The 13,358-nt window shown below is 63.9% G+C and carries 8 protein-coding genes; 1 reads left to right on the plus strand and 7 read right to left on the minus strand.

Annotation, left to right across the window (positions count from 1 at the left end; all coding sequences use genetic code 11):
* Window positions 1-144 precede the first annotated feature (144 nt).
* The 7 genes from IQ16_RS41590 to IQ16_RS41620 form a co-directional block, all read right to left on the minus strand.
* The gene (locus IQ16_RS41590; RefSeq protein ID WP_018641860.1) at window positions 145-2,382 is read right to left on the minus strand and encodes an O-linked N-acetylglucosamine transferase, SPINDLY family protein; all 2,238 of its coding nucleotides are present in this window, start codon (window positions 2,380-2,382) and stop codon (window positions 145-147) included.
* A 125-nt stretch (window positions 2,383-2,507) separates the two neighbouring features.
* On the minus strand, window positions 2,508-4,751 hold the full coding sequence (locus IQ16_RS41595) for an O-linked N-acetylglucosamine transferase, SPINDLY family protein (RefSeq protein WP_018641859.1): 2,244 nt from the start codon (window positions 4,749-4,751) through the stop codon (window positions 2,508-2,510).
* A gap of 131 nt (window positions 4,752-4,882) precedes the next feature.
* On the minus strand, window positions 4,883-7,123 hold the full coding sequence (locus IQ16_RS41600) for a tetratricopeptide repeat protein (protein ID WP_018641858.1): 2,241 nt from the start codon (window positions 7,121-7,123) through the stop codon (window positions 4,883-4,885).
* Between the two features lie 100 nt (window positions 7,124-7,223).
* Window positions 7,224-7,961: an amino acid ABC transporter ATP-binding protein gene (locus tag IQ16_RS41605; protein WP_018641857.1), complete on the minus strand. Its 738-nt coding sequence runs from the start codon at window positions 7,959-7,961 to the stop codon at window positions 7,224-7,226.
* Window positions 7,962-7,972: 11 nt separating this feature from the next.
* Entirely contained in the window at window positions 7,973-9,493 is a 1,521-nt protein-coding gene (locus IQ16_RS41610) for an amino acid ABC transporter permease (protein WP_026311819.1), read from the minus strand.
* The gene (locus tag IQ16_RS41615) at window positions 9,490-10,695 is read right to left on the minus strand and encodes an amino acid ABC transporter permease (RefSeq protein WP_018641855.1); all 1,206 of its coding nucleotides are present in this window, start codon (window positions 10,693-10,695) and stop codon (window positions 9,490-9,492) included. The genes IQ16_RS41610 and IQ16_RS41615 overlap by 4 nt, the downstream gene beginning before the upstream one ends.
* 21 nt (window positions 10,696-10,716) lie before the next feature.
* Window positions 10,717-11,733 (minus strand): amino acid ABC transporter substrate-binding protein, encoded by a 1,017-nt coding sequence (locus IQ16_RS41620; protein WP_018641854.1) that lies wholly within the window; start codon window positions 11,731-11,733, stop codon window positions 10,717-10,719.
* Window positions 11,734-12,114: 381 nt separating this feature from the next.
* On the opposite strand from IQ16_RS41620, the gene metC reads away from it, so the two are divergent.
* Entirely contained in the window at window positions 12,115-13,299 is a 1,185-nt protein-coding gene (gene metC, locus IQ16_RS41625) for a cystathionine beta-lyase (RefSeq protein WP_018641853.1), read from the plus strand.
* The last annotated feature ends 59 nt before the right edge of the window (window positions 13,300-13,358 follow it).

The raw sequence follows: 13,358 nt of genomic DNA on the forward strand, positions 1-13,358 counted from the left end.
CCTGGCTGAGATATCTCTTGTGCCTGTTCCTGGCCCAGCTATGGCGCACGCTCGCCCGGCCAGCCTCGATCAATCCGGCTTCTTAACGGACGACGAACTAAAGCGGCCCGCGCAATTTGAGGCGTTCGCTTTGGCTCGCCCGGGTCAGGCGCCCTCGCCGCCCTGCGCGGCTGCGGCACAATAGTCGCGCCAGAACCGGCGGTAAGCCGCTTCAACCTCGCGCGTAAAGATCTCGACATTGCCGGCGGACGACGCCGCGATTCGAGCCGGCAAACTCGCGCGCAGCTTCGCCAAAGCAGCGGGCTGCGCCGCGAATTTGCACGCGATCGCGGCATAACCCTCGTCGTCCTCGGCGACCCAGTCATTGAGACCGACGGCGGCCACGATGGAGCCGCCGGCGCGGGACGAGGCGCCGTGGCCGAGCTTGGCGACGACAGGAACGCCCGCATAGAGAGATTCCCAGGTGCTGACGCCACCGTTTTGCGGGAACGTATCGAGGGAGATGTCGACCTTCGCAAAGGTCTGCAGATGTTCCTGGCGCGGGGTCGAGCCCAGGCAGATGACGTTGTCCTCCGCAATGCCCTGCGCCACGAAACGTGCAAGGAGGCCATCGCGCACCAGGGCATCGTCAAGCAGGGTATGCTTGATCATGATCTTCGATCCCGCCACCTCGCGCATCAGCTTCGACCAGACGCAGATGGCCTCGTCCGAGATCTTGTTGATGCGGTTGAACACGCCGAAGGTCACATGGCCGTTGCGGAGCATCGGAAGCTCCGAAGGCGGCACATCCAGGATGGGATCGACCGTGATCAGGCACGGCAGGTCATGGACTTTCTCGGCCAGCAGATGCCGCGCCGATTGCGGAATGAAGACGGGATCCGCGAGCACATAGTCCATGGTCCGAAGGCCCGTGCCGGTCGCGTGCCCGAAGCCCGTGACCTGGATGGGGGCCGGCTTCCGTGCGAAAACGGGAAGCCTGTTGCCGGTCGAGTGCCCGGACACGTCGATCAGGATATCGACCTTGTCGGCCTCGATGCGATCGGCCAGCTCGTCGTCCGAAAGCTGCCAGGCGTCGACCCAGACGTCCGCCAACGCCATGAATTTGGCGGTCATCTCGTCGCGCGACGGCGAGCACGAATAACAGATGATCTCGAACTTGGCGTGGTCATGACGGCTCAGCACCGGAAGCAGCGCGAACGCCGCCGAATGGTACCAGAACTCGGCAGCGACATAGCCGATCACGATCTGCCTGTCGGGATCGAGCTGCCGGGATGACAGCTGCCTTTGCGGCACTCTGGCGGCGACCGTCTCGCCCCAATATTTTCGCGCGGCCTGCTGGACCGCGAAATCGGCATCGGGGAGAAAGTCGAGAAAGTAGATCTTCCGCGCGATCAAGTCCGGATCCGGAGCAATGGTCAGCGCGGCGTCGAGATGCTCGATCGCGGCGGCGATCTCTCCCTGATTTGCAAAACAGGCGCTCAGCAGCGCGAGCGCGATGGCCGACCGCGGATTTTCCTCCAGCAACGTCTTGCAGGCCAGGATCGCCTGCGCCGTATTCCCCGTGCTCAGCGCGATCTCCGCCTTCCCCCGCAAGGCCATCTCGAGCTTCGGCGCAAGTGCAAGTGCGGCATCGAAATCCATTGCGGCCTGTTCAGGCCGCGACCGCGCAAGATTGAGCCGTCCGCGGTGCGCCAGGACCTTCGGCGAACCGGGCCTGATCGCGAGCGCCGCTGCGAGCGCGGCTTCCGCCTCGTCGTAGTGCTTGAGCTCGATGCTGACCACGCCTTTGCCGACGAGCGCTTCGGCGTGACGGGGCTGGAACAACAGCGCGCGTTCGAAACTTTGCCTCGCGCGGTCGAACTGGCCCAGCGCCAGCTCGGCGAGGCCTCGATTGCAGAACGCATCGGCATAGTCAGGTTTCAGCCTGATCGCGCGATCGTACATCTCGATGGCCTGTCCGGGCTGGTTCATGTGAAGCAAGGTATTGCCGAGCCCGGTCAGGGCCGGCGCAAAAGTCGGCTTCAGCGTGATCGCCTTCTCCTGACAGGCGCGTGCGGCCTCGAATTTCTGCAGGACGAAGTACACGGTTGCGAGATTGTTATGCGCTTCATGCGAACGCGGATCGATCGCGATCGCGCGTTCGAGCAGCTGTTGCGCCTCCTCCAGGCGCCCGCCCTGTTGCACGCACAGGCCGAGCAAATGCGTGGCGTCGAAATGGTCCGGAACGGCTTGCAGGATCTGGCGGCAGAGCGCATCGGTCTCGGCATATCGGCCCTGGCCGTAGGCGCTCGCCGCGGCAGAGATGATGGCGTCCGCCTGCTTCTTCAATTTCTTCTGCAATCGCGCATTCTGGAATGCGCGCGCGCCGGCGCTGCTCTGCAAGGTGTCTCTCCGGAGATGGCCCGCGGCGAGTCTAGCTGATTCGCATGCATGACCGGCCGGTCGGCGGGACCGGCAACGTCTCTAGAATGTCCCGGACCCAGGAACCGCAGGTGCGTCTGGCCCGCCTACGCAGCGTCGCCGCTGTCCGAGGCGGCCGCACAATAGTCGCGCCAGAACTGGCGATAACCGGCCTCAAGCTCACGCGTGTAGATCTCGACATTGCCGGCGGGCGAAGCTGCAATCTGGGCCGGCAGATCCGCGCGCAACTTCGTCAGAGGCGCGGGCTGCGAAGCAAATTTCTTGGCGATCTCGATATAGCCGTCGTCATCCTCGGCGACCCAATCGCCGAGACCGACGGCGGCAACGATGGAGGCTCCGGCGCGCGAGGAGGCGCCGTTGCCGAGCTTGGCCACGACGGGAACACCCGTGTAGAGCGACTCCCAGGTGCTGATGCCGCCATTTTGCGGAAACGTATCGAGGGAAATATCGACCTGGCCGAAGGCCAGCAGGTGGTCGTTGCGCGAGGTGGTGCCGAGGCAGGTGATATTCTCCTCGGCGATGCCCTGCGCCACGAAGCGTGCGACGAGGCCGTCGCGCAGCAAGGGATCATCGAGCAAGCCATGCTTCAGGATGATCCTCGATCCCGGCAGCTCCCGCATCAGGCGCGACCACACGCTGATCGCGTGATCCGATATCTTGTAGATGCGGTTGAACACGCCGAAGGTGACGTAGCCGTTGCGGAGCATCGGCAGCTCGGACGGCTGAATATCGGAGACTGGCTCCATCGTGATCAGGCACGGCAGATCGTGGATCTTTTCGGCAAACAGATGCCGAACCGGTGGCGGAATGAAAATGGGGTCCGCGAGCACATAGTCCATGGTCTGCATGCCCGTGCCCGTCGCGTGTCCGAACCCGGTGGCCTGAATGGGAGCCGGTTTCCGCGCGAAGACCTGCAGTCTGTTACCGGTCGTGTGGCCTGAAACGTCGATCAGGATGTCGACATTGTCGGCCTCGATGCGATCGGCGAGTTCGTCGTCCGAAAGCTGCCAGGCGTCGACCCAGACGTCCGCCAGCTCCTTGAACCGGGCGGTATACTCGTCCGCTCCCGGCCAGGAATAGTAGCAGATGATCTTGAAGTTGGCGTGGTCATGGTGGCGCAGCACCGGCAGCAAGGTGAGGCCCGCCGAGTGTTGCCGGAATTCGGCAGCGACATAGCCGACCACAATCTGCTTGTCCGGATCGAGCGGCCGCTTCGGCAGCTTCCGCCGCGGCAGCTTGGAGCCGATCAAGTCCCACCAATCTCGTCGGACCGCCTGCTGGAGCGCGAAATCGGCTTCGGCGCGGTAGTCCTGCAGGAAGATCTTTCCCCGGATCGCATCCCCATAGTCCGGGCGGATCGCCAGCGCACGATCGAGATACTCGATCGCGGCATCCATCTCTCCCTGGTTCGAATAAGCGAAGCCCATCAGCGCCAACCCCATCTCGGAGCGCGGATTTTGCTCGATCAAGGCCGTTGCGGCCGCCATCGCCTGCGCGGTCTTTCCCATCACAAGGCACGCCTGTGCCTTGCCCCGGAGAGCCAGTTCGAGCTTGGGCGAAATCGCAAGCGCCGCCTCGAAATCCGCAAGCGCCCGCTCCAGGTGCTGCAACTCGTAACTGAGCCGCCCACGCTGGGCGAGGATCCTCGGCGCGCCCGGCTTGATCGCCAGCGCCATGGCAAGCTTGGCTGCCGCCTCCTCGTGGTGCCGCAGTTCCGTGCAGACCATGCTGCTGCCGACGATCGCCTCGGCGTGACGCGGCTGAAACAGCAGGGCGCGATCGAAACTCTCCTTGGCGCGCATGATCTGTCCAAGCACGATCTCGACCATGCCGCGATTGCAGAACGCATCGGCATAGTCCGGCTTGATCTTGATTGCGCGCTCGTGCAGCTCGATCGCCTGTTGGTACTGCCCCAGATGCATCAGCGTATTGCCGAGGTTGGTCAGCGCCACCGCGAAATTCGGCTTCAGCGCGATGGCCTTCTCCTGGCACCGGCGTGCCTCCTCTAAATTGCCGAGGTCGAAATGCACGGTTGCGAGGTTGTTGTGGGCATCGTGCAGACGCGGATCGAGTGCAATCACGCCCTCGAGCAGCTCCTTCGCCTCTTCCAGGCGCCGGCCGTCATGCGCGCACATGCCGAGCAGGTGCATGGCGTCGACATGATCCGGAAGCGCCTTCAGGATCTCACGGCAGAGCGCCTCGGTCTCGGCAGATTTGCCCTGGCCATAGGCGCTCGCCGCGGCGGAGAGCACGGCGTCCACCTGCTTCTTCAATTTCTTCTGCAATCGCGCGTTCTGGAATGCGCGCGCGCCGGCGCCGCTGCTCTGCAAGGTTGCTCTCCGGAGGATGGCCCGATGAGAGTCTAGCTGATTCGCAGGCCTGGCCAGCCGGCCGGCTCGACCGGCAGCGCCCCCGGGATTTCCCGGTGTTCGCGTCTGGTTATACGGCGCAGCCGGTCTGCCTACGCAACCTCACCGCTCCCCGAGGCAGACGCACAATAGTCGCGCCAGAACTGGCGATACCCCGCCTCGACCCTGCGCGTGTAGATCTCGACATTGCCGGCGGGAGAATTTGCGATCTGGGCCGGCAATTCCGCGCGCAGCTTGGCCAGATGCGCTGGCTGGCCGGCATATTTGATCGCGATCGCGGCATAGCCCTCGTCGTCCTCGGCGACCCAGTCGTCGAGACCGATGGCCGCCACGATCGACCCGCCGGCCCGCGCTGAGGAGCCGCTGCCGAGCTTGGCGACAACAGGCACGCCCGCATAGAGGGATTCCCAGGTGCTGATGCCGCCGTTTTGCGGGAAGGTATCGAGCGAAATGTCGACCTCGGCAAAGGCGCGCAAATGCACGTTGCGCGTCGTCGAGCCCATGCAGATGATGTTCTCTTCGGCAATGCCCTGTGCCACGAACCGCGCGATCAGGCCGTCGCGCAGCAAGGGATCGTCGAGCAGCCCGTTCTTGATGACGATCTTCGATCCCTTCACCTCGCGCATCACCTTCGACCACACCCGGATCGCCTCGTCCGAGATCTTCAGGATGCGGTTGAACACACCGAAGGTCACATAGCCGTTACGGAGCATGGGAGGCTCCGAAGGCGGCACGTCCAGGATGGGATCGATCGTGATCAGGCACGGCAGGTCATAGACCTTTTCGGCCAGCAGATGGCGCGCCGATTGCGGAATGAAGACCGGATCCGCGAGCACATAGTCCATGGTCTGCAAGCCCGTACCGGTGGCGTGTCCGAAACCCGTGACCTGGATGGGGGCCGGCTTGCGCGAGAACACGTGGAGCCTGCTGCCGGTCGTATGCCCGGACACGTCGATCAGGATATCGATCCCGTCCGCCTGGATCCGGTCGGCCAATTCGTCGTCCGACAGCTGCGCGACATCGACCCAGACGTCTGCGAAAGGCTTGAATCTCTCGGTCATCCCGTCCTGCAACGGCCAGCAGGAATAGCAGACGATCTTGAACTCGGCGTGATCGTGATGGCGCAGCACCGGCAACAGGGAGTACGCCGCCGAATGCTGCCTGAATTCGGATGCGACATATCCGATCACGATCTGTCTGTCCGGGTCGAGATCGCGCGGCGACAGCGTCCTTTGCGGAAGCTTGGCGCCGATCTGATCCCACCAATATTTTCGCGCCGCCTGCTGGACCACGAAATCGGCCTCCGGCAGGTAATCCAGCACGAAAATCTTGTATCCGATGGCCTCGGGAAAGTCCGGCGCGATCGCCAGGGCCGCATCGAGATATTCGAGCGCCGTCGGGACGTCTCCCTGGTTCGCATAGCAAGAGGCCAGGAGCGACATGCCCGCCTCGGATTGCGGATTGACCTCGAGCAGGGTCTTGACGCGCGCCATCGCCCCGGCCGTGTTCCTCACGAAAAGGTCGACTTGCGCTCTCCAGCACAGCGCGAGCTCGTTCCGCGGCGATTGCGCCAGCGCGGCGTCGAAATCCGCGGCCGCTTGCTCCAGCCGGTACAGGGTCATATGGAGCCGTCCGCGCTGCACCAGAATTCTCGGCGACCCCGGCTTGAGCGCGAGCGCAGCGTCGAAGGCGGCTTCCGCCGCCTCGAAGTGCCTGAGCTCGAGGCTCACCATGGCCTTGCCGGCGATCGCTTCCGCATGAGCCGGCTGAAGCGACAGGGCGCGATCGAAGTTCCTCCCGGCGCGCTCGAACTGGCCGATCATCAGTTCCGCCATGCCGCGGTTGCAGAATGCGTTGGCATAGTCCGGCTTCAGCCTGATGGCGCGCTCGTGCAGTTCGATCGCCTCTTTGGCCTGACCGAGGTGCAGCATCGTATTGCCGAGGTTGGTCAGGGTGATCGGACAATTCGGCTTCAGCGCAATCGCCTTCTCCTGGCACGCGCGGGCGTCCTTGAATTTCTCGAGCGCGAAATACACAGCCCCGAGATTGCTGTGCGCATCGGGCGAACGCGGATCGAGCATGGTCGCACGCTCGAGCAGGAATTGCGCGTCCTCAAGCCACCCGCCGTCGAACGCGCGCAGGCCGAGCAGGTGCGTGGCGTGGAAATGATCCGGAACCTCCTTCAGGATCTCGCGGCAGAGTGTCTCGGCCTCGTCAAGCCTGCCCTGCCCCAGCGCCTCGATGGCGAAGGACATGACGGCGTCCGCCTGCTTCCTCAACTTCTTCTGCAATCGCGCGTTCTGGTAGGCGCGCGCGCCGAGACTGCTCTGCAAGGTTTCTCTCCGGAGGATGGTCCGAAAAGAGCCAAGCCGATTCGCATGGTGCCAAGCTTGCGTGCCGGTCAGGCCGGCGCGGCCGCCGGACTGCAGCCGCTCACCGCAGAATCTGGCTCAGGAACAGCTTTGTGCGGGCGTGCTGGGGACTGGCGAAGAACTCGTTCGGTGTGTTGGCCTCGATGATCTGGCCGGCGTCCATGAACACGACGCGGTTGGCGACCTCGCGGGCAAACCCCATCTCGTGGGTGACGACCAGCATGGTCATGCCCTCCTCGGCGAGGTCGACCATGGTGTCGAGCACCTCCTTGACCATCTCGGGGTCGAGCGCTGAGGTCGGCTCGTCGAACAGCATCACCTTGGGGTTCATGGTCAGGGCGCGGGCGATGGCGACGCGCTGCTGCTGGCCGCCGGACATCTGGCCCGGAAACTTGTTGGCCTGGTGCGGGATCTTGACCCGCTCCAGGAATTTCATCGCGGTCTCCTCGGCGTCCTTCTTGGGGATGTTGCGCACCCAGATCGGCGCCAGCGTGCAGTTGTCGAGCACTGTGAGATGCGGGAACAGATTAAAGCTCTGGAACACCATGCCGACCTCGCGGCGCACGGCGTCGATGTGCTTGAGGTTGGGCCCGAGCTCGATGCCGTCGACGACGATCTCGCCCTCCTGGAATTCCTCCAGCGCATTGATGCAGCGAATAAGCGTCGACTTGCCGGAGCCCGAGGGCCCGCAGATGACGATGCGCTCGCCCTTCTTGACCTCGAGGTCGATGTCGCGCAGGACGTGGAATTCACCGTACCATTTGTTCAGGCCGGAAATCTTGACGATGGGGTCGGACATGATGGCCTCGATCAGTTGCGGCGGTGGGCGTTGAGGCGGTGCTCGACGAACAGCGAGTAGCGCGACATTCCAAAGCAGAAGATGAAGTAGATGATCCCGGCGAAGGCAAAGCCGGTGAACGCCGTGGATGGCGTCGACCATTTCGGATCCGAGAACGAGGCGCGAAGCGAGCCCAGGAGGTCGAACAGCGCCACGATCGAGACCAGCGAGGTGTCCTTGAACAGCGAGATGAAGCTGTTGACGAGGTTCGGAATGACGTGGCGCAGCGCCTGCGGCAGCACGATCAGCGAGGTCGTCTTCCACCAGGACAGTCCCAGCGCCGCTGCGGCCTCGCCCTGCCCGCGCGGGATCGCGGCAAGCCCGCCCCGGACGTTCTCGGCCTGATAGGCGCCCGTGAACAGCGCGATGCCGATCAGCGCGCGCACCAGACCATCGACGGTGAAATTGCCGGGCAGGAACAGCGGCAGCATGTAGGTGGCGAAGAACAGCACGGTGATCAGCGGCACGCCACGCCAGAACTCGATGAAGGCGATCGAGAATATCCGGATCAGCGGAATGGTCGAGCGGCGGCCGAGCGCGAGCGCAATGCCGATCGGCAGCGAGGTGACGATTCCGGTGACGGAGACCACCAGCGTCACCAGCAGCCCGCCCCACAAATTCGTCAGAACGATGGGCAGTCCGCCGTGGTCGAGCCCCATCAGCTTGATGACGATTGCAATGGCGACGAAAGTTGCGAAGCTTGATGCGAGCGCTCGCCAGCCGGTGCGCAAGCCGCCACCGAGAAAGAAGGCGATCAGGCAGACGACGGCGGTCGTGACGGCGAAGTCGACCCAGACCGACTGGCCCGAGCCCTGGATCTGGTCGCGCAGCCAGATCAGCGGGAAGACCAGCCAATGGATCGCCGTGCCAACCAGCACGATCAGGTTGCCGATGACCCACAGCAGCGGCGCCACGGCCGAGGTCTTGCTGAGGTTGAGCAGGACGTTTCCGGCGCCGATGATGCTGTCATCAAACAGCTCCAGCAGGCCGGCCGTCCAGCTCAGGCCAAAGCCCTTGATGCCGCCGCCATGCAGCAGGAAGAACGCGACGACGGGAAAGGCGAAGAAGAACAGGCCAGCATTCAAGCCCTTCGCCGGCAGGCGTGGAACGAGCATCGGCACCAGCAGGACCGCCGCCAGGACGAACGTGAGGTTGACCCGCCAGCGCTCGGCCTCGGGATAGAAGCCGTAGATCAGTTGCGGCAGCTTGGCCTGGATATAGGGCCAGCAGGCGCCGACCGCGAAACCGGCGTTCTCGGCGAGGCAGGCCGTGCGGTCGTTGCCGCTCCAGACCGCATCGACCATCAGGAATCTCACGCTGGGAACGATGGTGAACCAGAGCAGCAAGGCGCCGAGGATCGTGAGCAGGATGTTGGTCGGCGAGTTGAACAGGCGCGTCCGCACCCAGCCGATGAAGCCCGTGGTTTTCACCGGCGCGGGACGCTCGTTCACCAGATCGTGCCGGACGAAGGAGGGTGAGGCGATATCGGTCATGCGCCAAGGCTCCGGCTGACGCGCCAACCGTAGACGCTCATCACGGCGCTGGTGACGAGGGAGATCAGGAGGTAGACGCCCATCGTCATGGCGATGATCTCGATCGCCTGCCCGGTCTGGCTCAGCGAGGTGCCAGCGAACACGGAGACGAGGTCAGGATAGCCGATCGCGACCGCCAGTGAGGAATTCTTTGTAAGGTTGAGATATTGGTTGGTCAGCGGCGGCACGATGACGCGCATGGCCTGCGGCACGACGATCAGCCGGAGCGTGGCGCCGCGGCTGAGGCCGAGCGAGGAGCCCGCCTCCATCTGCCCCTTGTGCACCGACAGGATGCCGGCGCGCACGATCTCCGCGATGAAGGCGGCGGTATAGGTCGACAGGGCCACGGTCAGCGCCACGAATTCCGGGATGATCCGCGAGCCGCCGGCGAAATTGAACCCCTTGAGCTGCGGCAGCTCGAAGGTGAAGGGCAGACCGAAGACCAGCATCGTGGCCAGCGGAAGCCCGAACAGCAAGGCCAGCACGGAGGGCCAGATGCGGATCACCTGCCCCCGCTCAAACAGCGCACGCCTGGCGTAGAAGCGTAAGCCCAGCGAGACGACGATGCCGAGGGCCAGTATCGCCAGAAACGGCTCGAACCCGCTCTCGCCAATCGGACGGGGAATGACGAGGCCGCGATTGCTGATGAACGCGATGCCGAGCAGCGAAATGCTCTGCCGCGGATTCGGCAAGGCCGCCAGCACCGCCAGGTACCAGAACAGGATCTGGAACAGCAGCGGCAGGTTGCGGATGATCTCGACATAGATCTCGCCGACCCGCGACACCAGCCAGTTCGGCGACAGCCGGCACAGCGCGACGATGAAGCCGATCACGGTGGCGAAGACGATGCCGACCACCGAGACCACGAGCGTGTTCAAGAGCCCGACCACGAACACGCGCAGGAACGTGTCCGAACCGGTGTAGGAGATCAGCGTCTGGTTGACGTCGAAGCCGGCATTGTTTCGCAGGAAGCCGAAGCCGGCGGCGATGTGCTGGTTCTCGAGGTTGGCGCGGGTGTTGGAGACGATTTCATAGGCAATCCAGCCGAGGATCGCCGCGAAGGCAAACTGGACGACGATGCCGTTCCAGCCGGACTTGCCCCCCAGAGCGCGCCTGATCTTCAGCGCGATCTGGGGTGGCGGTTTACGGGCCTCGGTGCTCATCGCAGCCGCGGATCGTGCAGATCAGCGGATCGGCGGCGCGTATTGAAGACCGCCCTTGTTCCAGAGATTGTTGAGGCCGCGATTGATGGCGAGCGGCGAGCCCGCGCCGACGTTGCGGTCGAACACCTCGCCGTAATTGCCGGTCGCCTTCACGATCCGCACCACCCAGTCCTTGGTCAGGCCGAGCTGTTCGCCGAAATTGCCGTCGCTGCCGAGCACGCGCTTCAGCTCCGGGTTTTCCAGCTTGGCCTTCTCGTCGACATTCTTCGAGGTGATGCCGAGCTCTTCGGCGGTGACCAGGGCGAACAGCGTCCATTTTACGATGTCGAACCACTGGTCATCGCCGTGGCGCACCATCGGCCCAAGCGGCTCCTTCGAGATGATCTCGGGAAGCACCATGTGGTCGTTGGGATTAGCGAGCTTGAGGCGGTTGGCGTAGAGGCCCGACTGGTCGGTGGTGAAGACGTCACAGCGGCCGGCTTCATAGGCCTTGACGGTTTCGTCGTTGGTGGCGAACGCGATCACCTCGTACTTCATGTTGTTGGCCTTGAAGTAGTCGGCCAGATTTTGCTCGGTGGTGGTGCCGGTCTGGACGCAGACCGAGGCGCTGTTGAGCTCGAGCGCCGAATTCACCTTGAGCGACTTCTTCACCATGAAGCCCTGCCCGTCATAATAGGTGACGCCGGTGAAATTGGCGCCGAGCGAGGTGTCGCGGGAGATGGTCCATGTCGTGTTGCGCGAAAGCACGTCGACTTCGCCGGATTGCAACGCCGTGAAGCGATCCTTGGCGGACAGCGGCACGAACTTGATCTTGGTCGGATCGTTGAAGATGGCGGCAGCGACGGCGCGGCAGAGGTCGACGTCGATCCCCGTCCAGTTGCCCTTGTCATCGGGCGAGGAGAAACCCGGCAGGCCCTGGCTGACGCCGCAGGACAGGGTGCCCCGGTCCTTGACGGTCTTGAGCGTTTGCGCATCGGCGGCCTGGGCGGACAGGCCGGCGGCAAGAGCGAGAGTGAGAGCCAGGGTTACGCGTTTCATGGGCTGAAGGCCTTTCAAGGTCGTCTCAAGGTCAGGAATGTTGTCTCAGGATCGTCTCTGCCAGGGGTAGCCCTGCAAGAGTCATGCTGGGAAACCTTGCCGAACACTCGCCGATCCCGGGAGGCCATACCTTAATCCCCGCCGCAGGCGCCCGCCATGATGGCCGTGGCGCCAGGTCCGGTCAGACGATGGATCGAAGGTCGCGGCAGGCCCCTCAACATGCGGCGACTGAATAGCACCTGCGCATCACAGAACGACTGGCGAGCCGGGTCAAGGGGTTGACGGGACTCTTCTGTGTTCTGTTATTAACGACAGCGGCCTTTCGGCCGGCCCGCACGGGCGCAAAGCGCCCGGCGGAAACGCGGTTTTGAAAGCAGACGCATGGATTCCTCGCACCCCTCCCAGCAACAGGCCGAGACCCGGCTGGTCACCTCCGGCCGCGACACCAAGGCGCAGAAGGGGTTCGTCAATCCGCCGGTGTTCCATGGCTCGACCGTGCTCTATCCGACCGCCGAGGATCTCCATGCCCACCGCGGCGAGTTCACCTATGGCCGCCACGGCACCCCGACGACCAGGGCGTTCCAGGATACGCTGATGGCGCTCGAGGGGCCGCAATGCGCCGGCGTCGGCATCGTGCCGTCGGGGCTCTCCGCGATCTCGACCACCCTGCTCTCGGTGCTGAAGGCCGGCGACCATATTCTGGTTGTCGACAATGTCTATCGGCCCTCGCGCAATTTCTGCAACGGCATGCTCGCCCGCCTTGGCATCGAAACCACCTATTTCGATCCGCTGATCGGCGCCGGCATCGAGAAGCTGTTCAAGCCCAATACCCGCGCGGTGCTGGTGGAGGCGCCGGGCTCGCAATCCTTCGAGATGCCCGACATCCGCGCCATCGCAGAGGTCGCGCATGCAAAGGGCGCGCTGGTCATCGACGACAACACATGGGCGACGCCGCTCTATCACCGCTCGCTCGACCAGGGCGTCGACATCTCCATGCAGGCCGCCACCAAATATATCGGCGGCCACTCCGACATCATGTTCGGCACCATCTCGGCCAACGCCAAGGCCTGGCCTCAGATTTCAGAAGGCATCCGCCTGCTCGGCGTCTGCGCCGGCCCGGATGATGTCTTTCTCGCACTGCGCGGCCTGCGCACGCTGTCGGTGCGCCTCGCGCAACATCATCGTTCGGGCCTCGATATGGCGCGTTGGCTCGCTGCAAGACCGGAGGTCTCGCGCGTGCTGCATCCGGCGCTCGAAACCGATCCCGGTCATGCGATCTGGAAACGCGACTTCACTGGCGCGTCGGGCCTGTTCAGCATCGTGCTGAAGCCGGCGCCGCAGAAGGCCGTCGACACCATGCTCAACACGCTCAAGCTGTTCGGCATGGGCTTTTCCTGGGGTGGCTTCGAGAGCCTTGCGATTCCCTTCGACTGCGACGCCTATCGCACCGCGACCAAGTGGGCGCCGGGCGGCCCGACTCTGCGTCTCCACATCGGACTCGAGAGCACCGACGACCTCAAGGCCGATCTCGATCGCGGCTTCGCTGCCCTCAAGGCGGCAATCTGAGCCTGCTCACAAGGCATTGCGCCGCGGGAACGGGCAACCGAGGCAAACGTTAACGCCGA

Origin of the sequence: Bradyrhizobium huanghuaihaiense (assembly GCF_007830635.1) — a bacterium.
GTDB classification, from domain to species: domain Bacteria; phylum Pseudomonadota; class Alphaproteobacteria; order Rhizobiales; family Xanthobacteraceae; genus Bradyrhizobium; species Bradyrhizobium huanghuaihaiense.

Bases quoted from the DNA above. Each gene is read 5' to 3' on its own strand.
- IQ16_RS41605 (WP_018641857.1), bottom strand. From the start codon at position 7,961: ATGTCCGACCCCATCGTCAAGATTTCCGGCCTGAACAAATGGTACGGT.
- IQ16_RS41610 (WP_026311819.1), bottom strand. From the start codon at position 9,493: ATGACCGATATCGCCTCACCCTCCTTCGTCCGGCACGATCTGGTGAAC.
- IQ16_RS41615 (WP_018641855.1), bottom strand. From the start codon at position 10,695: ATGAGCACCGAGGCCCGTAAACCGCCACCCCAGATCGCGCTGAAGATC.
- IQ16_RS41620 (WP_018641854.1), bottom strand. From the start codon at position 11,733: ATGAAACGCGTAACCCTGGCTCTCACTCTCGCTCTTGCCGCCGGCCTG.
- metC (WP_018641853.1), top strand. From the start codon at position 12,115: ATGGATTCCTCGCACCCCTCCCAGCAACAGGCCGAGACCCGGCTGGTC.